This is a genomic window from Hydrogenophaga borbori (assembly GCF_003417535.1).
GTDB lineage: Bacteria > Pseudomonadota > Gammaproteobacteria > Burkholderiales > Burkholderiaceae_C > Hydrogenophaga > Hydrogenophaga borbori.
The window spans coordinates 399,582-419,699 of the sequence record NZ_QVLS01000002.1 but is presented as its reverse complement, the minus strand read 5'-3'; the positions used below and the strand labels follow the sequence as shown (position 1 = coordinate 419,699).

General features: G+C 72.3%; 20 protein-coding genes. 4 read left to right on the top strand and 16 right to left on the bottom strand.

Features of this window, described 5'->3' with window-relative positions:
* Nucleotides 1-14: 14 nt before the first annotated feature.
* From DY262_RS04935 to DY262_RS04910, 6 genes are all read right to left on the bottom strand, one after another.
* The gene (locus DY262_RS04935) at nt 15-317 is read right to left on the bottom strand and encodes a 3-hydroxyacyl-ACP dehydratase FabZ family protein (protein ID WP_116957850.1); all 303 of its coding nucleotides are present in this window, start codon (nt 315-317) and stop codon (nt 15-17) included.
* A complete protein-coding gene (locus DY262_RS04930; RefSeq protein WP_116957849.1) occupies nt 304-1,665 on the bottom strand; it encodes an AMP-binding protein in 1,362 nt (453 codons plus the stop codon). Before DY262_RS04930 ends, DY262_RS04935 begins: the two co-directional genes overlap by 14 nt.
* Complete coding sequence (locus DY262_RS21750; protein ID WP_181936418.1) at nt 1,662-2,324, bottom strand: COG4648 family protein; 663 nt, start codon at nt 2,322-2,324, stop codon at nt 1,662-1,664. Before DY262_RS21750 ends, DY262_RS04930 begins: the two co-directional genes overlap by 4 nt.
* A gap of 67 nt (nt 2,325-2,391) precedes the next feature.
* Nucleotides 2,392-2,679: a phosphopantetheine-binding protein gene (locus DY262_RS04920; RefSeq protein WP_116957848.1), complete on the bottom strand. Its 288-nt coding sequence runs from the start codon at nt 2,677-2,679 to the stop codon at nt 2,392-2,394.
* 27 nt (nt 2,680-2,706) lie between these two features.
* Nucleotides 2,707-3,966, bottom strand: coding sequence for a beta-ketoacyl-[acyl-carrier-protein] synthase family protein (locus DY262_RS04915; RefSeq protein WP_116957847.1), 1,260 nt, complete (start codon nt 3,964-3,966; stop codon nt 2,707-2,709).
* Between the two features lie 2 nt (nt 3,967-3,968).
* Nucleotides 3,969-4,208: an acyl carrier protein gene (locus DY262_RS04910; RefSeq protein ID WP_116957846.1), complete on the bottom strand. Its 240-nt coding sequence runs from the start codon at nt 4,206-4,208 to the stop codon at nt 3,969-3,971.
* A gap of 138 nt (nt 4,209-4,346) precedes the next feature.
* Between DY262_RS04910 and DY262_RS04905 the strand changes: the two genes are divergently transcribed.
* The gene (locus tag DY262_RS04905) at nt 4,347-5,051 is read left to right on the top strand and encodes a phosphatase PAP2 family protein (RefSeq protein ID WP_245980820.1); all 705 of its coding nucleotides are present in this window, start codon (nt 4,347-4,349) and stop codon (nt 5,049-5,051) included.
* Here the strand turns inward: DY262_RS04905 and DY262_RS04900 are convergent.
* Nucleotides 5,017-5,973 (bottom strand): patatin-like phospholipase family protein, encoded by a 957-nt coding sequence (locus DY262_RS04900; RefSeq protein ID WP_116957845.1) that lies wholly within the window; start codon nt 5,971-5,973, stop codon nt 5,017-5,019. The two genes, DY262_RS04905 and DY262_RS04900, sit on opposite strands and share 35 nt — an antisense overlap.
* A gap of 95 nt (nt 5,974-6,068) precedes the next feature.
* Here DY262_RS04900 and DY262_RS04895 point away from each other — a divergent pair, with 95 nt between their 5' ends.
* Nucleotides 6,069-7,118, top strand: a complete 1,050-nt coding sequence (locus DY262_RS04895) for an extracellular solute-binding protein (RefSeq protein WP_116957844.1) — start codon at nt 6,069-6,071, stop codon at nt 7,116-7,118.
* A 51-nt stretch (nt 7,119-7,169) separates the two neighbouring features.
* Here DY262_RS04895 and DY262_RS04890 read toward each other — a convergent pair whose 3' ends face one another.
* From DY262_RS04890 to DY262_RS04850, 9 genes are all read right to left on the bottom strand, one after another.
* Complete coding sequence (locus DY262_RS04890; protein WP_116957843.1) at nt 7,170-7,874, bottom strand: SDR family oxidoreductase; 705 nt, start codon at nt 7,872-7,874, stop codon at nt 7,170-7,172.
* Nucleotides 7,875-7,948: 74 nt separating this feature from the next.
* Nucleotides 7,949-9,361 (bottom strand): sulfite reductase subunit alpha, encoded by a 1,413-nt coding sequence (locus DY262_RS04885; RefSeq protein ID WP_116957842.1) that lies wholly within the window; start codon nt 9,359-9,361, stop codon nt 7,949-7,951.
* A 35-nt stretch (nt 9,362-9,396) separates the two neighbouring features.
* Entirely contained in the window at nt 9,397-10,416 is a 1,020-nt protein-coding gene (locus DY262_RS04880; RefSeq protein ID WP_116957841.1) for an FAD:protein FMN transferase, read from the bottom strand.
* Nucleotides 10,417-10,546: 130 nt separating this feature from the next.
* Nucleotides 10,547-11,410, bottom strand: coding sequence for a DUF4198 domain-containing protein (locus tag DY262_RS04875; RefSeq protein WP_116957840.1), 864 nt, complete (start codon nt 11,408-11,410; stop codon nt 10,547-10,549).
* A gap of 28 nt (nt 11,411-11,438) precedes the next feature.
* Nucleotides 11,439-11,951 carry a DUF2271 domain-containing protein gene (locus DY262_RS04870; RefSeq protein WP_116957839.1) on the bottom strand — a complete coding sequence of 171 codons (513 nt, stop codon included), beginning with the start codon at nt 11,949-11,951 and terminating at the stop codon, nt 11,439-11,441.
* A gap of 22 nt (nt 11,952-11,973) precedes the next feature.
* Complete coding sequence (locus tag DY262_RS04865) at nt 11,974-12,636, bottom strand: PepSY-associated TM helix domain-containing protein (RefSeq protein WP_116957838.1); 663 nt, start codon at nt 12,634-12,636, stop codon at nt 11,974-11,976.
* A gap of 124 nt (nt 12,637-12,760) precedes the next feature.
* A complete protein-coding gene (locus tag DY262_RS04860) occupies nt 12,761-14,164 on the bottom strand; it encodes an efflux transporter outer membrane subunit (protein WP_116957837.1) in 1,404 nt (467 codons plus the stop codon).
* A 31-nt stretch (nt 14,165-14,195) separates the two neighbouring features.
* Nucleotides 14,196-16,202 (bottom strand): MacB family efflux pump subunit, encoded by a 2,007-nt coding sequence (locus tag DY262_RS04855; protein ID WP_116957836.1) that lies wholly within the window; start codon nt 16,200-16,202, stop codon nt 14,196-14,198.
* Nucleotides 16,199-17,743 (bottom strand): efflux RND transporter periplasmic adaptor subunit, encoded by a 1,545-nt coding sequence (locus DY262_RS04850; RefSeq protein ID WP_116957835.1) that lies wholly within the window; start codon nt 17,741-17,743, stop codon nt 16,199-16,201. Before DY262_RS04850 ends, DY262_RS04855 begins: the two co-directional genes overlap by 4 nt.
* Before the next feature lie 162 nt (nt 17,744-17,905).
* Here DY262_RS04850 and DY262_RS04845 point away from each other — a divergent pair, with 162 nt between their 5' ends.
* Together DY262_RS04845 and DY262_RS04840 are read left to right on the top strand one after the other, a co-directional pair.
* On the top strand, nt 17,906-19,432 hold the full coding sequence (locus tag DY262_RS04845) for an ATP-binding protein (protein ID WP_116957834.1): 1,527 nt from the start codon (nt 17,906-17,908) through the stop codon (nt 19,430-19,432).
* Entirely contained in the window at nt 19,425-20,114 is a 690-nt protein-coding gene (locus tag DY262_RS04840) for a response regulator (protein WP_116957833.1), read from the top strand. Before DY262_RS04845 ends, DY262_RS04840 begins: the two co-directional genes overlap by 8 nt.
* The last annotated feature ends 4 nt before the right edge of the window (nt 20,115-20,118 follow it).

Sequence of the window (20,118 nt, the reverse complement as noted above, 5' to 3'; positions counted from 1 at the left end):
CGGCCGGGCAGCGCTCATGCGTCCACCGGCCGCAGCTGGCCGGTGGCCACCGGCTCGCCACCGCGCGTGAAAACGAAGGCGAAGCCCGTGCGGGGCAAGGCACTCAGGCTCAGCCGCAGTTCGTCGCCGGGCCGCACGGCTTGCAGGAACTTGGCTTGCGGCAGGCCCCAGCCGCGCGCGCCGGGCGCCAGTTCGCGCGCCGCGCGCAGGGCCTCGTCCAGCAGCACCACGCCCGGCAGGATGGGCTGACCCGGGAAATGCCCCGCGAAGGCCGGGTGGTCCGGGGGCACGCGCCAGACGCGCTCAAGAAGGCTCACGCAGCACCTCGCGGCGGTACAGCGCAGCCAGCGCCTCGCGCGTGAGCTTGCCGGTGGCGTTGCGCGGCAGCGCCGGCAGCAGCACCAGCGGGCGCGGCAGGAAGATGGCGTCGACGCGCTCGCGCAGCTCGGCCAGCAGCGGCGCCGGCTGGCGGCCGGGCGCCACCGCGAAGGCCACCAGCCGCGTGACGGCGGCGTCACCGCCCGGCGCCTCGGGCAGGAAGAAGGCGGCGTCGAGCACGCCCTCGAGCCCCGCGAGCTGGCGGTTCAGGTAGGCCAGCGACGTGCGCTTGCCCGCGATGTTGATGAGGTCGGCGTGCCGGCCGTGCAGCACGAAGCGGCCGTCGGCCAGCGGCTCGATCAGGTCGGCCAGCGGCACGGTCCCCTCGACATGCCCGCCCTCGGCGCTGGCCACGTCGCCCGCAAACCGCAGGCGCGCGCCGGGCAGCAGCGTCCAGGCCGGGCCCGCCACGGTGCGCCGGCTGGCCAGCGCGGAGGACTCGGTGGAGCCGTAGATCTCGTGCAGTTCGGCGCCGCAGGCGGCCTCGGCCTGCTGCGCCAGGCCCTCGGCCAGCGGCGCGGTGGCCGACAGCAGGCGCTGTGGCAGGGCGCCCGACGCGGCGCTGGCCAGCCAGTTGGCCAGGTGAAAGGGCGTGGTGACCAGCAGGCGCGGCGCCGGCACGGCGGCCAGGGCGTCGTTGATGTCCTGCGGGAAGAAGGGCTTGCCCGACCAGAAGCTGCAGCCGCCGTGCAGCGCCAGCAGAAAGGTGGATTCGAAACCATAGCTGTGCTGGATGGGCACGGTGCCCACCAGCACGTGCGGCGTGCGGTCCAGCCCCAACGCGGCGGCCTCGGCCTGGCCGTTGCGCACCAGGCGGCCCCAGTGCTTGGGGTGCGGCTGCGGCCGGCCGGTGGAGCCCGAGGTGAACAGCACGGCGGCCCGCCGGGCGTCGTCGATCCAGGGCATCTCGGCGACCGGCGGGCGGCCGGCGCCGGGGCGCGCGGCCACCTCGCGCCGGGGCAGCCCGGCGGCCTCGGCCGCGAGCGACATCTCGGCGCCGTCGACCAGGCACAGCGCGCCCGGGAAGTCCTGCGCAAGCTGGCGCAGGCTCTGCGGCGCCAGCGAGGACGGCTGCAGGCTCACGCGCCCGCGCAGCAGGCCGGCGGCAAAGCCCACGGCGAAGCGGTAGCGGTCCTCGCAGAGGTTGATGAGATCGCCCTCGGGCGGCAGCGCTTGCGCGAAGGCCACGGCGTCGGCCAGGAATTCGCCCACGCGCACCGGGCCGTCGGGGCACCAGGCGAACACGCCGTCGATGGCGTGCGCGCTGATCAGCGGGGAAAGGCTCATGGCTGCCCCCGCGCCGACTGGCGGCGTTCGCTGTCGGCCCGCCAGGCGCGCAGCACGGCCGACAGGCTGGGCCGCTCGTGCGGCGGCAGCGCCAGCCGCCGCCACAGGGTTTCCAGCAGGAACATCAGGCCCACCAGGGGACCCGTGAGCACGTTGGCGTGCAGCGACCAGAGCTCGCGCGGCGCGAACAGGAACAGCGCGGTGGATACCAGCGCGTTCAGCACGAAGAAGGCGGCCCAGGCGGCCGTGACCTGGCGCGTGTAGCGCAGGTGGCCCGGCGAGAGTTCGGCGCCATGCACCAGGCGCGCCAGCCGCGTGACCAGCGCGTCGCCCGGCCCCAGCAGGCTGGCGCCGAACAGCGCCGCCAGCGCGAGGTGGATGCCCAGGTGCTGCAGGTAATACAGCAGCGCCACCTCGCCGCGCAGCCAGGGCCACAGCCCCCACAGCAGCGCCGCCACCGCCAGCCAGGCAAGCCGGCGCAGCGCCGGCCGCGCCAGGCGCGCGAAGGCGACGGCCAACGCCGCGGCGAAGGGCGCCACCGCCACCGCCACGTGCAGGTCCACCGGCCCGCGGCCCGTGCTGCCGAGGTGCGAGGCCACGACCCAGCCCAGCAGCAGCAGGCCGGACGCGGCGGCGCGCAGCGGGGCCGATGGGCTCATGCGATCCGGCGCCGGGCCGCCCCCGGCCAGGCCTTGCGACCCGCGCCGCGGTGGAGCGTGCGGGTTTTCATGTGGTGCGCTGGCGCGTGATGTGGGCCGCCAGCGCGCGTGGGCTGGCGAAGATCTTCTGGTTGTTCTCGCTGTCCGAGCGCATCGGGAAACCGTAGCGCTTGGAGATGACGAGCGCGATCTCGAGCATGTCGATCGAGTCCAGGCCCATGCCCTCGCCGTACAGGGGCGCGTCGGGGTCGACCTCACCCGGGCTCAGCTCCAGGTTGAGCGCCTCGATGATGAGCTGCACGAGTTCGGGAATCAGCTGCTCCACGGCTTCGGCGTTGACGGTGTCTTCCTGCATGGCGAACTCCTGGGGAGCGTGAGGTGATCAGTGGGCGGGGGCCGCGAACGCCAGCACGACGTTGCTGCCGCCGAAGGCGAAGGAGTTGGACAGCGCCACGCGCAGGCCGTTCGCGTGCCGGCCCTGTGGCACATGGTCCACGCCCTCGCAGGCCGGGTCGAGGCGGCCCGCCAGATGGGCGGTGGGGGGGATGGCTTGCTCGCGCAGGGCCATGGCCGTGACGACGGCCTCGATGGCCCCGGCCGCGCCCAGCAAGTGACCGTGCATCGATTTGGTGGAACTCACGGGCAGGCGCTCGGCCTGTTCGCCGAACACCTCGCGCAAGGCCTGCACCTCGATCGGATCGCCTTCGGGCGTGGCGGTTCCGTGGGCGTTGACGTAGTGCACCTCGCGCGGGGTCAGGCCGGCATCGTCCAGCACGGCGCGCAGGGCGCGCACCTGGCCGGCGCGGTCGGGCCGCACCAGGTGCGTGTGGTCGCAGTTGGTGGCGAAGCCGATGAGTTCGCCGTGGATGCGCGCGCCGCGCGCCACGGCGCGGTCCCAGTTCTCGAGCACCAGCGCCGCCCCGCCCTCGCCCAGCACCAGGCCATTGCGATCGTTCGAGAAGGGCCGGCAGGCGCTGGGCGCGGTGTGCTCGTCGCCACGCGCGAGCACGCGCATGGCCTCCCAGGCCTTCACCACGCTCACGGACTGGCAGACGTCGGAGCCGCCGGTCACCATCAGCTCGGCCTCGCCCGAGCGCACGCGGCGAAACGCCTCGCCGATGGCCATGGAGGCCGAGGCGCAGGCGGCGGTGTGGCTGCTGCTCACGCCGCCCAGGCCCAGCTGGATGGAGATGTGCGCGTTGGCCGCGTTGTTCATGCCCATGACCACCGACAACGGCGACACCCGTTCGCGGCCCTTGAGCCAGAGCTCGCGCGCGCCCCGCTCGTGCGCCGCCAGGCCGCCCAGCGCGGTGCCCCACAGGCACCCCCATTGGCCGCGGTCGCTGCCGTCCTCGGCGGCCGACCGGGCCAGGCCCGCGTGGCGCCAGGCCTTGAAGACGGCGGCCATGCCCAGCTGCGAGAAGCGCTCCATCATGGACGCCAGCGGCTTGCCCAGCTCGCGCTCGGCGTCGAAGCCCTCGCAGCGCACGTAGGGCAGGCACAGGGGGCGCGGCTCGTCCTCGGTGACCATCCACCGCACGGCCGATTCGCCGGCCCACACGCGCTGAAAGAAATCTTCGAGATCGCCGCCGTAGGGACTCACAAGGCCCAGGCCGGTGATCGCGACGCGGTGCCGCGCCATGCTCACTCCGTCTTGCTGGGCACGAGCGATTCGATGACCGCCACCATGTCCGCCACGCTTTTGGGCGGGGTCTGATCGGAGGGGATCTCGATGCCCAGGCGGTCTTCGGCCTCGAACATGAGCTCGGCCAGCATCAGCGAATCGACGCCCAGCTCGGCCAGGGCCGCCCCGGGCACCACGGCGGACTCGGCCACGCCCAGGCGATCGACGAGAAACTGGCGGATCAGTTCGATGGCGTTCATGTGGGCCCGAAAAAAGTGCGGAATTATAGTGAGCGCCCCTCAGGCCGCCCTGGGGTGTACCACCCCGACGGGGGATGTCACACGCCTCGGGTACAGTGGCCCCCGCTCTACCCCACCACAGCACCCGCGCCCGCCGCCTTGACCGCCACCCCCGCACCGGCCTGGACCCGCGCCCTCGCGCGCCGCTTCTTCGCCCTGTGGCCGCTCAAGGCCGTGGGCACCACCGCCTTCATGGTGCTGTTCTTCCACGCCTACTTCTGGGTACTGAAAAACCCCTCAGGCGAATCGCTGGAGCTGCCCCTGCTGGCGCCGGACCGCTGGGTGACGTTCGAACCCTGGGCCATCTATGCCTACGGTTGGCTCTGGGTCTACGTGTCGGTGGCACCGGGCCTGCTGGACCGCTGGCGTCCGCTGGTGCGCTATGGCGCCTGGGTGGCGCTCATGTGCGCGCTGTGCCTGGCGATCTTCTGGCTCTGGCCCACGCGCACACCGGTGTTCGACGTCGACTGGTCGGCCTACCCGCGCCTGGCCTTCCTCAAGGGCATCGACGCGTCCAGCAACGCCTGCCCGTCGCTGCACGTGGCAGCGGCGCTGCACGCGGCCTGCTGGCTGCATTGGCACCTGCGCGAGCTGGGCGCGCCGGCCTGGACGCGCTGGGTCAGCGCCTTGCAGTGCGTGGCCATCGTGTGGTCCACCATGGCGATCCGCCAGCATGTGTTCATCGACGTGCTGGCCGGCGCGGCCGTGGGCCTGCTGTTCGCCTGGCTGTCGATCCGCTCGGAACGCGCGGCCCAGGCCAGGCCCCCCGCTACAGCGGCCGCCGCTGCGCCAGCAGCGCGTTGAGCCGAGGCAAGGCCGCGCGCATGGCCTCGCGCCCGGCCTCGATGGCGCGCTCGCGCGAGGAAAAATCCGCGCCCCCCATGCCGTTGAGCACCGGACGCACCACCAGGTCGGCCGTGGCGAGTTCGTGGCGGTTGATGCTCTGCCCCATGATGGCGAAGGTCTGCAGCAGCACGTCCAGGTTGCCGGTGGCGGCGTTGGTCTCGGGCGTGGCGGAGATGTCCACCGCGAGCACGATCTCGGCGCCCATCTCGCGCGCCTGGCGCACCGGCACCGGCGCGGTGAGGCCGCCGTCCACGTACTCGGTGCCGCCGATCTTCACCGGCGCGAACACGCCCGGCACGGCGCTGGAGGCCCGCACCGCGAGCGCCGCGTCGCCGCGGCGAAACAGCACGCCACGGCCGGTGTGCAGGTCGGTGGCGAGCACGCCCACGGGCAAGGCCATGTCCTCCAGCAGCTTGCCGTCGATGGTGCGGCGCACGTAACGCGCGAGCGCCTCGCCGCGCAGCAGCCCCCGGCCCAGGATGGGCAGCGACCAGTCGGCGATCTCGGCCTCCTGCATGCGCAGCGCCAGGCGCTCCAGTTCCTTGCCGGGCATGCCGCTGGCGTAGAAGGTGGCGACCAGGCTGCCGGCCGAGGTGCCGGCGAGCAGGTCGGGCCGGATGCCCACGCGCTCCAGCTCCTGGATGACGCCGATGTGCGCGAAGCCGCGCGCCGCGCCGCCGCCCAGCGCGAGGCCCAGGCGCGGCGGGCGCGTGAGCGTCACGGGTGGCGTCACGGGCGGCACCACGGGCTCGACCACCACCGGGGGCACCGGCCTGTCGGGCGCCTGCGGGGGCACGAGGGCACAGCCCGTGATCAGCAAGGCCAGCGCGCACGCCCACGCGCGGCCACCGGGGAACCATTGAAAGCGCTTAAGAATCATTCTCGTCTCTGCTAGCATCTATCACCGCTGTCCGGCGGGTGCGGGATTGTCCCAAAGCGCCGGGCGGCACCCTCTTTCGCAACCAAGAGACCACCATGAAAACCACCCGTACCATCGTCTCGGCCCTGGCGGCCGCCGCCACGCTGAGCCTCGGTGCCGCCCAGGCGCAGGAGAAGGTGCTCAATATCTACTCTGCCCGCCATTACCAAACGGACGAGGCGCTGTACAGCGGCTTCACCCAGGCCACGGGCATCAAGATCAACCGGGTGGAAGCCGACGACGCGGGCATCGTCTCGCGCCTGCGCGCCGAGGGCGCGGCTTCGCCGGCGGACATCGTGCTCATGGTGGACGCCGCCCGCATGGCCGCCGCCGACGCGCAGGGCCTGTTCCAGCCGATCAAGTCGAAGAAGCTGGACGACACCATCCCCGCCACGCTGCGCGCCGCGCCCACCGCCGATGGCGTGACCTGGACCGGCTTCTCCACCCGCGCGCGCATCGTCATCTACGACCCGGCGCGCGTGAAAGCCGAGGACGTGGCCACCTACGAGCAGCTCGCCGACCCCAAGCTCAAGGGCCTGCTGTGCACGCGCTCGGGCTCGCACCCGTACAACATGTCGCTGTTCGCCACGGTGGTGGAGCGGCTGGGCGACCAGAAGGGCGAGGCCTGGCTCAAGGGCCTGGTGGACAACCAGGCGCGCGCGCCCAAGGGCGGCGACACGGACCAGATCCGCGGCGTGGCCTCGGGCGAGTGCGGCGTGGCGATCGCCAACAGCTACTACATGGCCCGCATCCTGAAGTCGGACAAGCCCGAGGACAAGGCGGTGGCCGCCAAGGTGAAAGTGGTGTTCCCGAACCAGGGCACCACGGGCACGCACGTGAACATCGCCGGCGCGGCGGTGGCCAAACACGCCAAGAACCGCGACAGCGCGATCGCCTTCATGGAGTACCTGGCCAGCCCGGCGGCGCAAAAGTACTTCGCCGACGGCAACAACGAGTTCGCCGCCGCCAAGGGCGTGAAGCTGGACAACCCGGCGCTGCAGGCCATGGGCGGCGAGCACTTCAAGCTCGAGACCGTGCCGCTGGCGGCCGTGGCCAAGAACCTGACCAAGGTGCAGCAGATGCTCGACCGGGTGGGCTACAAGTAAGGCTTGTTGCCGCCGTGAAAAAGGCCGCGCCACCGCGCGGCCTTTTTCTTTTCAGACCGAACGCGTCAGCCCGCCGTCCACCCGCAGGTTCTGCCCCGTGATGTAGCCCGCGCCGTCCGAGGCAAGGAAAGCGACGGTGGCCGCGATCTCCTCGCTCGTGCCGTAGCGCTTCATGGGCACGCTCTCGCGGCGCGCCTCGGTGGGCGGCAGGCTGTCGATCCAGCCCGGCAGCACGTTGTTCATGCGCAGCTTGTCCGCCGCGTAGGTGTCGGCGAAGACCTTGGTGAAGGACGCCAGCCCCGCGCGAAACACCGCCGAGGTGGGGAACATGGCGCTCGGCTCGAAGGCCCAGGCGGTGGAGATGTTGATGATGGCCCCGCCCTTCTGCTGTTGCATGTGCGGCGTCACCAGCCGCGTCGGGCGGATCACGTTCATCAGGTAGGTGTCCATGCCGCGATGCCAGTCCTCGTCGCTGATGTCGAGGATGGGGCCGCGCGGCCCGTGGCCCGCGCTGTTCACCAGCACGTCGATGCGGCCCCAGCGTTCCAGCAGCGCGTCCAGCAGGCGCCTGAGGTCGTCGGTGGACTGGTTCGAGCCCGTCACGCCCACGCCGCCCAGTTCCTTGGCCAGGGCCTCGCCCTTGCCCGAGGACGAGAGCACGCCCACGCCGTACCCATCGGCCGCGAGCCGCCGCGCCACGGCCGCGCCCATGCCGCTGCCACCCGCCGTGACCATCGCCACCTTGACTGCCGCCATGTCCTTGCCTTCCGTATGAGTGAGGGAAGCGGCGGATGCTACCCGGGGACCGCGAAGCGCGCGGGCCGGGGGCCTCAATACACGTCGCGCCGGTAGCGGCCTTGCGCGGCCAGGTCTTCCAAGGCCCGGTCGCCCAGGATCCCGCGCAGCGTGCGGTCGACCTCGCCTGCCATGCCGTCGAGGCTGCCGCACACATAGAGGGCGGCGCCCTGCCCCACCCAGTCGCGCACGGCCCCGGCCGCGTCGGCCAGCGCGTGCTGCACGTAGCGGCGCTGTGCCTGGTCGCGCGAGAACACCCAGTCCACGCGGCTGAGCCAGCCCTGGCGCGCCCAGGCATCGATCTCCTCGCGGTGGTGCGCGTCGTGGGCCGACTGGCGTTCGCCGAACAGCAGCCACATCGGCGCCACATCGGGCGGGCGCGGCGCGTTCGCGGCACCGTGCAGACGGCCCGCGGCGGCGAGGCGCCCGCGCAGGTGCCCGCGCAGGCCGGCCAGGCCGGTGCCGTTGCCGATCAGGATCAGCGGGCGATCGGCATTGCCAGCGATGCGAAAGCCCGCGTGCGCGCGCACGCGCAGCATCACGGTGCCATCGAGCGCCAGGCCCTCGGTGAGCCAGCCCGAGGCGACACCCGGCTGGCCGCCGGCGCGGCGCGAACGGCGCACCAGCAGGTGCAGCGCGCCATCGGCCGGCACCGAGGCAATGGAATAGTCGCGCGGCGCACCCGGTGCCCCGGGCACCTCGACCTGCGCCAGGTCGCCGGCCTGCCAGTCGGGCAGTGCGCCAGTGCTGGGCACCAGCTCCAGGTGGTGCACCGGTTCGCCCGCGCTGCCCGGGTTGAGGTGGCGGCGCGCGCGCAGCCGCCAGGGCTGCAGCGCCGGGGCCTCCCAATCGGGCAGGTCGCTGGTGCCGGCCAGGTGGGCCAGGTGCTGGCGCCACTGGCGCAGCGCCTCGGGATCGCCCTTGTCCACGTCGATGCGTTCGAACAGCGGCAAGGCGCCGCGCGCCCGCAGCCAGGCATCGAGCGCGCGGCCGAAGCCGCAGTAGTGGGCGTAGGCGGTGTCGCCCAGGGCCAGCAGGCCCACGTGCAGGTGCGACAGGCTCACGTCGGCCGAAGCCATGACCTGGCGCGCGAACCGGGCGGCGCTGTCGGGCGGATCGCCCTCACCATAGGTGCTGGCCACGCACAGCAGGCGATCGGCCTGCCGCAGTTCGGCCAGGCCCAGCTCGTCCAAGGACGCCAGCCGCACCGGCACGCCGGCGGTGTGCAGGGCCTGCGCGGTCTGCAGGGCCAGTGCCTCGGCCTGCCCGGTCTGGCTGGCGTAGGCCACCCACCAGGCGGGCATGCCGGGCGTGGCGGGCAGCAGCGCGGCCACGCGGCGCCGCGCCTCGGCCTGGCGGCGCCGGTGCTGCCAGGCGAAGGCGCCGCACATCAGGGCGTACAGGACCAGCACGGCCAGGGCGTAGGTGATCTTTTCCGGGAGGGGCATCGGGTGGTGTGGGCGCGGCGGACGGCGGACGCGGTTCAGCCCGCAAGACGCGCCATCGCGCTGGTGAGGGTTTCGCTGAGGCGGCCGTCGGCCTCGCGCTGCAGGAACAGGGCCGCGATGCCGTGGGCCTCGGCCAGGGCCAGGCCCTGCTCGCGGCCGGCCACGGTGAGCGCGGTGGACCAGGCGTCGGCCCAGAGGCAGTCGGCGTGCAGCACGCTCACCGAGGCCAGGCCATGCGCCACGGGCCGGCCGCTGCGCGGGTCGATGCTGTGCGGCAGGCGCTGGCCGTCCACGAGGTAGGCGCGGCGGTAGTCGCCCGAGGTGGCGACCGACAGGCCGTGCAGCGCCACGCGCGTGGCACGCGGCGCGACCTGGCCGGCGCGCACGGGCGGCGTTTCCAGGTCGACCCACCAGGGCATGCCGTCGGGCCGCAGGCCCTGGCCGCGCAGCTCGCCGCCCAGCTCCACCAGTGCGTGCGAGACGCCCATCGCCCGCAGCCGCCGCGCCACACGGTCCACCGCGTGGCCCTTGGCGATGGCCGAAAGATCGAGCCGCAGGCCACCGGGCTGCGTGGCCTCGCGCGCGGCGGCGTCGAAGCGCAGCGCGCGCCAGTCGGTGGCGGGCATCGCGGCCCGCACGGCTTCGGCCGAAGGCGGTGCGAAGCCGGGGTCGGTGTAGCGCGGCGCGGGACCAAAGCCCCAGAGGTTGACCAGCGCACCCGAGGCCGGGTTGAAGGCGCCCGAGGAGCTGTCGGCCAGCCAGAGCGCCGCCGCCAGCACCTCGGCGAAGGCCTCCGACAGGACCTGGCGCGCGCCGGCGGGCGCGGCGTTGAACCGCGACAGCTCGGACGTGGGCCGCCATGTGCTCATCTGCTCCACCACCAGGTCCAGCTCGGCCTCGATGGCCGCGCGCAGCGGCCCCTGGCGCGCCGCGTCGCGCTCGGCCCAGAGCACCTGCCAGGTGGTGCCCATGCTCTCGCCATGCAAGCGCTGCAGGCGCGCGCCCAGCAGGGGCGCGGCGCCAGCGATGTGCTCGGGCACCAGCACGCGCGTCATGACAGGGCGATCTCACTCATCACACGATCCGCCGCGGCCGAGGCCGCGCCACCGGGGGCTGCGCGGAACCGGCTTCGCCGGGCCGCTGCCGCGCCCTTGAGGGGTCGCGCGACACGCGGCGGGGGTGAACCTATTTCGGCAGCACTTCCAGCGTCAGGCTGTAGTTGGAGCGGCGCACCGGCTCGGCCAGGGTTCCGGCGGGGCCGCTGGGCGGCGCGGGCGGCGCGCCTTCCACGCGCGGCGCCCTCGGCGGGGCCACGTTCACCCAGTACATGCCGGCCGCCGGCCACTTCACCTGGATCTCGCCGTTCTGGTCGGTGTCAAGGCGGATCTCGCCAAGCTCGCTGCGGTAGCGCAGGCCGTCCAGGATGACGGTGGCCGAGTAGCCCGCGGCGGGCTTGCCGTTGTCGAGGAAACGGAAGGTGGCCGTGTCGCCCTCGACCAGATCGTTCGGGTGCGTCACCGCCACCAGTTCGATGCCCGCGCCCGTGGGCTTGAGCGCGTCGGTGCTGGGCTTGCCGCGCGTCACGAAGGTCTCCACGCGGCTGTTGTTCTGGCTCACGCGCAACTCGGTGGCGTTGGCCGGGATGTCCTTGGCCAGGGACTCGGCCGAGCCGCGCAGGCGCTTGGTCTCGCCGCCGACCTTGAAGCTGGCGATCAGGCCGTCGTTGACGAGCGCGATGCGGTAGGTGCCCTGCTGCTCGAGCTTCACGTCGAACATGCTGCGGTAGCGGCCCTTGGCCTGGTTCTCGGGCTGCACCGGCTGTCCGTTGGGGCCGATGACAACCAAGTTGTCCAGGCCGGCGGCGTTGTGCTCGTAATAGAAGATGTCGTTGGAGATGGCGGCGTCCACGCTCACCCAGGGCTGTTGGCCCGAGTAGACGGTGCCCGAGGGCAGCAGCCAGGCGCGGTGCGCGTGTGCGGCCAGCGGCAGGGCCAGGGTGGCGGCAGCGGCCAGAACGAGCGCGTGGGCGCGAAGCGGGATGTTCTTCATCGAGAGGTCTCCGGTCGGTTTCGGGGCTTCAGGGTTTGACGGTGACGCGGATCGCGCCGAGTTCGTGCTGGCCGCTGGCCTGCGTGGTGGTGGCGCCCTTGGGCGGCCACACGAACGGCACCTTCACAAGCTCGCGGCCGCCCACCTCGCGCGCGGCCTCCAGCACCACGGCGTATTCCCCGGGGGCCAGCTGGCCCAGGGCGGCGTCGCCGAACTGCAGGCTGTGCTCGCCGGGCGCGCGCGTGGCGCCGCTCAGGCCATCCACGGGCATGCTCAGCTCGCGCCCGCTCTTGCGCCACCAGGCCCGCATGTCCTTGAGCCACTTGGTGCCCTCGTTGTTGCGCAGCTTGATGTCGTACCAGACCGCGAGGTTGCCCACGAAGGACTGGTCGGGCTTCTCGATCCAGATCGCCACGTAGGGGCGGTGGTACTCCGCCACCGACAGGCGCGGGATCTCGACCTTGAGCGCCATGTCGGCGGCCACGGCGGGCCAGGCGAGGCCGGCCGCGGTGAGCGCGGCGGCGTAACGGATGGTCGTCATGGGAAAACGGCTCCTTCGAGGGTCAATGGATGAACAGGATCACGAGCAGCAGCGGGATCACCAGCCCCGCGCCCACCATGGGCCAGGTGGTGGGCCGCGCGGCGGCGTGGAACTTGAGGATGAACAGGCCGGTGATGGCGAACACCAGACAGGCCAGCGAGAAGATGTCGAGGAACCACTTCCAGGCCAGGCCGGTGTGGCGGCCTTTGTGCAGGTCGTTGAGGTAAGAGATCCAGCCGCGATCGGTGCGCTCGTATTCCACGCCACCGGTCTCGCGCTCGATGCGCAGCCAGGCATCGCCACCCGGTCGCGGCAGCGAGAGGTAGATGTCCTCGGGCGACCACTCGGCCTCGCTGGCGGGCAGGCTCAGGTCCAGCGCCGCCGACAGCCAGGCATGCACGGCGGGCGGCAGCGCGGCGTTGCCGGGCTCGTCGTCCTTCACCGCCAGCGCGGCGCGCAGGTCCTCGGGCAGCTCCAGCACCTTGTTCTGCACCACGGGCGTCGAGGGGATATCGGCGGCGTGGTTGAGCGTGATGCCCGTGAAGGCGAACAGCAGCATGCCGATCAGGCACAGCGCGGAGCTGATCCAGTGCCACTGGTGCAGGGTCTTGAGCCAATAGGCCCGGCTGGACGCCGCCGGGGCGGCCGAAGGGGGTTGTGCGGAGGTGATTGACCGGGTGTTCACAGTTTGCAAATTATAACTATTCTCATTTGCAAAAAAAGCCAAGAGGTACCGAAGGGCCGGCTTGGCCAGGCCGCAGGTGGCGCACGCGTGAAGGGGATCGCGCGAAGCGCGGGCGGGGGTGGGCTCAAGACAGCGGCGGGGACTCGACCCAGTCGCCGCCCAGGGCCTTGTAAAGATCCACCGCGGCCGTCAAGCGCGAGAGCTTCTGCGTGGCCAGCGCGTCCTGCGTCGAGAACAGCGTGCGCTGCGCGTCCAGCACCGAGAGCAGGTCGCCGCTGCCCTCGCGGTAGCGCAGTTCGGCCAGTTGCAGCGAACGCTGCGCCTGCGCCACCAGCTCGCGCTGCAGCGATTCCTGCCGCTCGCTGCGGGAGAGATTGCCCAGGCCGTCGTCGACTTCCTTCAAGGCGGTGCGGATGGCCTTGCCGTAGTTTTCGATCAGCACCACGCGCTGTGACTCGGTGGTGCGCACCTGCAGGCGCTGGCGGCCACCGTCGAAGATGGATTGCGCCAGCGACAGGCCCAGCGAGACGCTGCGCGTGGGGTCGGCCAGGCTCAGCAGGGCCGAGGTGCCCAGGCCCAGCGAGCCCGAGAGCGATACGCTGGGCAGCAGCGCCGCGCGCGCGGCGGCGACGTTGGCGTCGGCGGCGGCCAGCTGCGACTCGGCGGAGGCCAGGTCGGGCCGCCGCGTGAGCAGCGCGGTGGGCAGCCCGGGGGCGAGTTCGGGCACGCGCAGCTGCGAGAACGCGCCGCCGGCCGGCGTGTAGCCCTGCGGCACGCGGCCCAGCAGCAGGGCCAGGGCCGAGGCGGTCTGGCGCTGCTGCAGCTCCAGCGGGATCAGCGCGGTGCGCGCCGAGAGCACCGTGGCGCGCTGCTGAGACACCTCCAGTGCCGTGGCCACGCCGTTGCGCTGACGCGCCTCGACGATGCGCAGCACGCGCTCGGCGGTCTCCAGGTTCTGGCGCGCGATCGCCAGGCGCTCGCCGGCGCTGAGCCAGAGGAAGTAATTGCCAGCCACGTCCGCGAGCAGGCCCAGGCGGACGGCGCGCCAGTCGTGCTGGCTGGACTCGAACGAGGCCTCGCCCGCGCGCACGCCGGCGGCGATGCGGCCCCACAGATCCAGCTCGTAGCTGACGGCCAGGCCGGCGCTGGTGGATTCGCGCGACGTGGACGGTGTGTCGGGCGCGTCGTTGCGGCCGGCGTTGGTGCCCAGGCTGGCGCCCACCGAGGGCAAGCGCGAGATGCCGGCCTGCTGCAGGGCGATGTCGGCCTGGCGCATGCGCTCCACGGCGATGCGCAGGTCGGCGCTGCCGGCCTGGGCTTCGTCCAGCAGCTGCACCAGCGCGGGCGAACCGAAGCCCTGCCACCAGTCGGTGGTGAGCGCGGGCGAGCCGGCCGCAGCGGCCGGGGCGTCCCACCGCGCGGGCATGTCCACCACAGGGTCGCGCGCCGGGTCCTGCGTGATCGCGCAGGCCTGCAAGGCCAATGCACTGCTCAGCAGGGACAACTTCAAGACAAGACCACGGTTCATTCCACTGCTCCAGGCGCGGCGGGGGGGGGGTTCATTCGGACGCCAAGGCCACGACAGGGTCGAGCCGCGCGGCCTTGCGCGCTGGCAGGAAGCCGAAGATGAGGCCGGTGGCGAACGCACAGCCGAAGGCCAGCACCACCGGGGCGACGGAAAACTGCACGGCCGTGCCCGAGGCGCCCACCACGGCGGCCACGCCCAGGCCGACGACCACGCCGATGACACCGCCCAGGGCCGAGACCACCAGGGCCTCGATCAGGAACTGCTGCAGGATGTTGCGCGTGCGCGCCCCGGTGGCCATGCGGATGCCGATCTCGCGGGTGCGCTCGGTCACGCTCACCAGCATGATGTTCATCACCCCGATGCCGCCCACCAGCAGCGAGATCGCCGCGATGGAGCCGAGCAGCACCGTCATGGTGTTCTGCGTCTCGGTGGCGGTGTCGATGATGGAGGCCATGTTGCGGATCTGGAAGTCGATCACGCCGTGGCGTTCGGCCAGCAGAGACTCCACCGCCGACTGCGTCTCGTCGATGCGGGTCACGTCGTCCACCGCCACGGTGACGTTGCGCAGGAAGCGCTGGCCCGACAGGCGCAGCTGGCTGGTCGCGTACGGCACCATGACGATGTCGTCCTGGTCGTCGCCGTTGGGCGAGGCGCCGCGCGTGCTCATCACGCCGATCACCTGGAAGATCAGGTTGTTCACCAGGATGTACTGGCCCAGCGGCTCCTGCCCGCCGGGGAACAAGGCCTTGGCCACGGTCTTGCCCAGCACGGCCACGGTGGCGTACTCCTGTTCGTCTTCTTCGGAGAAGAAGGTGCCGCGCTCGACCTTCCACTGCCGCGCCAGCGGGAACTTGGACGAGGTGCCGCGCACGCTGCTGGCGTAGTCCGACTCGCCGAAGCGCAGCGTGACGCTGCTGGTCTGCTCGGGCACGGCGGCCAGCACGTTGGGCACCTCCTTGTCGATGGCCTGCACATCGGCCAGCACCAGGGTGGCGATGTTCTGGAAACCACGCTGGTTGGGCGCACCCGGGCGCACCAGCAGCAGGTTGGAGCCCATGGCGCTGATGCGGTCGATGACGGACTGCTTGGCGCCGTCGCCGATGGCCAGCATGGCGATCACCGAGGCCACGCCGATGACGATGCCCAGCAGCGTGAGGATGGCGCGAAACACGTTGGCGCGCAGCGCGCGCAGGGCTGTTTTGGCGGCCTCGGCCATGTCGCCCAGGTGGGAGATGCGGCCGCGCCGCGGCACCCAGCCGCGCGCCAGCTGCGCGGCCTCGCCCTGCGGCGGTTGCGGGCCGGGGTCGGCCACCACGTGGCCGTCCTTGATCTCGATCACGCGCTGCGCGTGCGCGGCCACCTCGGCCGCGTGGGTGATGAGGATCACCGTGTGGCCCTGCGCCGACAGGTCCTTGAGCAGCGCCATCACGTCGGCGCCGCTCTTGCTGTCCAGTGCGCCGGTGGGCTCGTCCGCCAGGATCACGCGCCCGCCGTTCATGAGCGCGCGCGCGATCGACACGCGCTGCTGCTGGCCGCCCGAGAGCTGGTTGGGCCGGTGGTGCGAGCGCTCGCCCAGGCCGAGGGAAGCGAGCAGCTCGGCCGCGCGCGCGTGGCGTTCGGCCGGCGGCACGCCGGCGTAGATGGCGGGCACCTCCACGTTGTCGGCGGCGGTGCCGGTGGCGATGAGGTTGTAGCTCTGGAACACGAAGCCGAAGGCGTCGCGGCGCAGCTCGGCCAGCTCGTCGCGCTCCAGCTCGGAGACGTCGCGACCCATGAAGCGGTAGCTGCCGGTGGTGGGCTTGTCCAGGCAGCCCAGGATGTTCATGAGCGTGGACTTGCCCGAGCCCGAGGCGCCCATGATGGCCACCAGTTCACCGGGGTAGATCTGCAGGTCGATGCCGTGCAGCACCTCGACCGCGAGCTCGCCATTGCGGTAGGTCTTGGTGATGCCGCGCAGGTCGATCAGCGGCAGGTCCGCTTCGGCCGGCGCGGCCGCTGGCCGCACGGTGGCGCCGGGGGCGGCGGGCGACTGGCTCATCGGCGCGCTCCGGCCGGTGCGGCTGCCGGCATGCCGCCCGGACCGCCCGGCCCCCGCTGACCCAGGGCCGAACCCTGCGGGCTGCTGTTGCGCGGTTCGGCCTCGCGCGTGCCGGCGATGACCCGATCGCCCTCCTTCAGGCCCGACAGCACCTCGGCATGCACGCGGTTGCCGATGCCGATGGTGACCTCGCGCTCCTCGACCGTGCCGTCCGCGAGCAGGACCTTGACCTTGGCCTGGCGGGGGCCACGCGTGGCGCGCGGCGCGGCGCCAGGGCCGGCCGCGGCCTGGGGACTTGCGTTGGGCGTCGCTGAGGGTGAGGTTGCGGGCGCGCCGGCACCGCCCTGCCCTTGTTCGCGCGCCTGGCGGCGCCGCTCGCGCAGGCGCTCGCGCTCCTCGGGCGTCATCTTCTCGAAGGCCTCGCGGTCGACGCGCGGGCGCTCGGTGCTCGGCGCCTGCGGCGCGACCGGTGCGGTGCCGGACTGGCGTCCAGGCGCGACACCGCCCTGCCCACCGGCCCCGGCTCCGCGCTCGCGCCCCCCCGGCGCGCCGCGCTGGATCGTCAGCGCCGACATCGGCACCATCAGCACGTCGCGCGCCTCCGCCACCACGAAGAACACCTGCGCGGTCATCTGCGTCATCAGGCTGCGGTTGCTGTTCGGCACCTCGAACAAGGCGTTGTAGAGCACCACGTTGTTGGTCACCGTGGGCGTGGGCTCGATCTTCTTGAGCTCGCCGTACCAGCGCCGCCCCTGGCCACCCAGGGTGGTGAAGTACACCGGCATGTCCTGGCGCAGCTTGCTCACGTCGGCCTCCGAGACCTGGGTCTGCACCGTCATCACCGACAGATCGGCGATGCGCAGCAGCGTGGGCGCCTGCTGGTTGGTGTTGAGCGTCTGGCCCTGGCGAGCGGTGATGCTGACCACGGTGCCCGCCATGGGCGCGTAGATCTTGGTGTATTTGAGGTTGGCCTCTTCCACGCGCATGCTGGCCTGCACCTGCTCCATCTGCGCCTTCAGCGAGTTGATCTGCGCGCGCGCGGTGCGCGCCGCCGTCTCGGCGTTCTGCAGGGTCTCGGCGGTGGTGGCCTCCTCGGCCATCAGGTTCTTCTGGCGCTGCAGGTCGCGCTCGGCCTTCACCAGGGCGAGTTCGCGTTCGGCCATCTGGGCCTGCTGCGAACGCAGCTGCGCGCGGCTGGCGTCCACCCGCGCCTGCGAGGTCTCGGCGTCGATCTCGGCGAGCAGGTCGCCCTCCTTCACCTCGGTGCCCACCTCCACGTGCAGCTTGCGCAACTGGCCCGAAACCTGGGCGCCCACGTCCACGTAGTCGCGCGGCTGCAGCGAGCCCGTGGCCGCCACCTGGTCCTCGATATCGCCGCGCTGGATGGTGGCGGTGATGTAGGTGCTCTCGGTCTTGGCGCCGGGCCCCCACTTGAACCACCAGGCCGCGCCACCGCCCAGCAGGGCCAGGGCGGCCAGGATCAGGAGCGCGGTGCGCCAGGGGTGGCGGCGGACAGAGGAAGTCTTCTGGGTCGGGTTCATGGTCGGGTACGCGCGGCCGCGTTCGGCGGTTCTTTGAGGGCGCATGGTGCGGGGCAAATATGGAAAGAAAACGCACGGCATGCGAAGACCGGTTCACACAAGGGACCCGGCCAGGCGCCGGCCTTGCACAGTGTTTGCGCGATTCCGGTTTAGGCTCGCCCCATGTCCGCCGGCCCGTCCCCTTCCCGCGCACGCTCCCGCGCCTGGCTCTCGCGCTTCGACTCGCTGCGCGTGAAGCTCTTCCTGGCCATCGCAGGCGCCAACGTGGTGCTGGTGATGGCCGCTTACCTCATCTACAGCTGGAGTTTCGACAAGGGCCTGGTCGAGTACCTGAACAAGGCCGACGAGACGCGTCTGCAGCCCCTGGTGGTGCGCCTGGCCAATGGCTACCGCGAGCAGGGCCACTGGGACTGGATCGTGAACGACCGCGAGCGCTGGTTCGAACTCTCGCGCGAGGTGCTGGGCTCCGGGCGCGTGCCGCGCCGCGCGGGTGAACAGGGCCAGCCGCCCGGCGCTCCGCCGCCCGCGAACGCACCCGCGCCATCGGCCTCGCGCCCACCGACCGACGCGCCGCCGCCCGGCAACCCGCCCGCGCTCACCATCGACCCGCGCCTGCTGCTGCTGGACGCCGAGCGCCGCGTGCTCATCGGCCCCGAGTGGCGCGCCGAGCAGGCCGTGTTCAAGCCCATCACGGTGGACGAGCGCCTGGTCGGCTACCTGGGCTATGTGCCGCGCCTGCAGATGGTGGCTTCGCTGGAGCGCGTATTCCAGGCGCAGCAGGCGCGCACCTACGCGGCCATCGCGCTCGGCCTGTTCGCGGCCGTGCTGCTGAACGCGGCGCTGATCGCGCAGTGGCTGTCGCGCCGCCTGCGCGCCCTGGGCGCTGGCACCACCGCCATCGCGCAGGGCGACTACGGGGTGCGCCTGAACGCCCAGGGCCACGACGAGCTGGCCCAGCTCGCCGACGGCTTCAACCGCATGGCCGAGTCGCTGCAGGCCGCGCGCCAGGCGCGCCAGCAGTGGATCGCCGACATCGCCCACGAGCTGCGCACGCCACTGGCCACGCTGCGCGCCGAGATCGAAGCGCTGCAGGACGGCATCCGCCGGCCCGACGCAGCCAACCTCGACTCGCTTGCGCAGGAAGTGAACCGCCTCACGCGCCTGGTGGATGACCTGCGCCTGCTCTCCCTGTCCGACCTGGGCGCGCTGGACTACCGCTTCGCGCCGCTGGACCTGGGCCCCTTCGTGGCCGACTACCTGCACGACGCCACCGCGCGGCCGGGCCCGCGCCTGCAGCTGCACACCGACCTGCCCGCCGGCCTGCGCGTGCGCGCCGATGGCGACCGGCTCGACCAAGTGCTGGCCAACCTGCTGCAGAACACGCGGCGCTACACCAAGGACCCGGCCACGCTGCGCGTGTGCCTGACGCGCGAGGGCCAGGAAGCGCGCCTGAGCTGGGAAGACTCCGCGCCCGGCGTGCCAGCCGAGGCCCTGCCACGCCTGACGGACCGGCTCTACCGCGTGGACGAATCGCGTGCCAGCGCCAGCGGCGGCTCGGGCCTGGGCCTGGCCATCGCGCGCGCCATCATCGAAGGCCATGGCGGCCGCATGATCGCCGCGGCGAGCGCGCTGGGCGGCCTGCGCTGGGACATCTGGCTGCCGCTGCACACGGAGGTCGCGCATGGTTGAACCGGCGGGCCGCATCCTCATCGTCGAGGACGAGAACAAGATCGCGGGCGTGCTGCTCGACTACCTCGCGCAGTCGGGCTTCGAGACGCACCACCTCACGCGCGGCGACGAGGTGGAGGGCTGGCTGGCCGAGCACCCCGTGGACCTGGTGCTGCTGGACCTGATGCTGCCCGGCAAGAGCGGGCTGGACGTGTGCAAGGCCCTGCGCAGCGGCCAGCCCGGCCGGCCGGCGCCGGCCATCGTCATGGTCACGGCGCGCGTGGAGGAAATCGACCGCCTGCTGGGCCTGGAGCTGGGCGCCGATGACTACATCTGCAAGCCCTTTAGCCCGCGCGAGGTGGTGGCGCGCGTGAAGGCGGTGCTGCGCCGGGGCAGGCACGCGCCCGCCAGCGCACCGGGCGGCCTGCGACTGGACGAAGCCGCCTGGCGCGCCACACTCGACGGCCATGACCTGGGCCTGACCGTGGTGGAGTTCCAGCTGCTCAAGGTGCTGAGCGCGCGGCCGGGCCGCATCTTTTCGCGCGAGCAGCTGATGGACGCGATGTACCGCGACGAGCGCATCGTCTCCGACCGCACGGTGGACAGCCACATCAAGAAGCTGCGGCGCAAGATCGAGGACGCCGCGCCGGGCCGCGATCTCATCCACTCGGTGTACGGCCTGGGCTACAAGTACGAGCCCTGAGGGC

Coding starts and splice junctions, on each gene's coding strand:
- DY262_RS04890 (WP_116957843.1), bottom strand. CDS start 7,874: ATGGCGGCAGTCAAGGTGGCGATGGTCACGGCGGGTGGCAGCGGCATG.
- DY262_RS04920 (WP_116957848.1), bottom strand. CDS start 2,679: ATGCAGGAAGACACCGTCAACGCCGAAGCCGTGGAGCAGCTGATTCCC.
- DY262_RS04870 (WP_116957839.1), bottom strand. CDS start 11,951: ATGACGACCATCCGTTACGCCGCCGCGCTCACCGCGGCCGGCCTCGCC.
- DY262_RS04855 (WP_116957836.1), bottom strand. CDS start 16,202: ATGAGCCAGTCGCCCGCCGCCCCCGGCGCCACCGTGCGGCCAGCGGCC.
- DY262_RS04860 (WP_116957837.1), bottom strand. CDS start 14,164: ATGAACCGTGGTCTTGTCTTGAAGTTGTCCCTGCTGAGCAGTGCATTG.
- DY262_RS04930 (WP_116957849.1), bottom strand. CDS start 1,665: ATGAGCCTTTCCCCGCTGATCAGCGCGCACGCCATCGACGGCGTGTTC.
- DY262_RS04900 (WP_116957845.1), bottom strand. CDS start 5,973: ATGATTCTTAAGCGCTTTCAATGGTTCCCCGGTGGCCGCGCGTGGGCG.
- DY262_RS04885 (WP_116957842.1), bottom strand. CDS start 9,361: ATGCCCCTCCCGGAAAAGATCACCTACGCCCTGGCCGTGCTGGTCCTG.
- DY262_RS21750 (WP_181936418.1), bottom strand. CDS start 2,324: ATGAGCCCATCGGCCCCGCTGCGCGCCGCCGCGTCCGGCCTGCTGCTG.
- DY262_RS04910 (WP_116957846.1), bottom strand. CDS start 4,208: ATGAACGCCATCGAACTGATCCGCCAGTTTCTCGTCGATCGCCTGGGC.
- DY262_RS04845 (WP_116957834.1), top strand. CDS start 17,906: ATGTCCGCCGGCCCGTCCCCTTCCCGCGCACGCTCCCGCGCCTGGCTC.
- DY262_RS04875 (WP_116957840.1), bottom strand. CDS start 11,410: ATGAAGAACATCCCGCTTCGCGCCCACGCGCTCGTTCTGGCCGCTGCC.
- DY262_RS04895 (WP_116957844.1), top strand. CDS start 6,069: ATGAAAACCACCCGTACCATCGTCTCGGCCCTGGCGGCCGCCGCCACG.
- DY262_RS04880 (WP_116957841.1), bottom strand. CDS start 10,416: ATGACGCGCGTGCTGGTGCCCGAGCACATCGCTGGCGCCGCGCCCCTG.
- DY262_RS04915 (WP_116957847.1), bottom strand. CDS start 3,966: ATGGCGCGGCACCGCGTCGCGATCACCGGCCTGGGCCTTGTGAGTCCC.
- DY262_RS04840 (WP_116957833.1), top strand. CDS start 19,425: ATGGTTGAACCGGCGGGCCGCATCCTCATCGTCGAGGACGAGAACAAG.
- DY262_RS04850 (WP_116957835.1), bottom strand. CDS start 17,743: ATGAACCCGACCCAGAAGACTTCCTCTGTCCGCCGCCACCCCTGGCGC.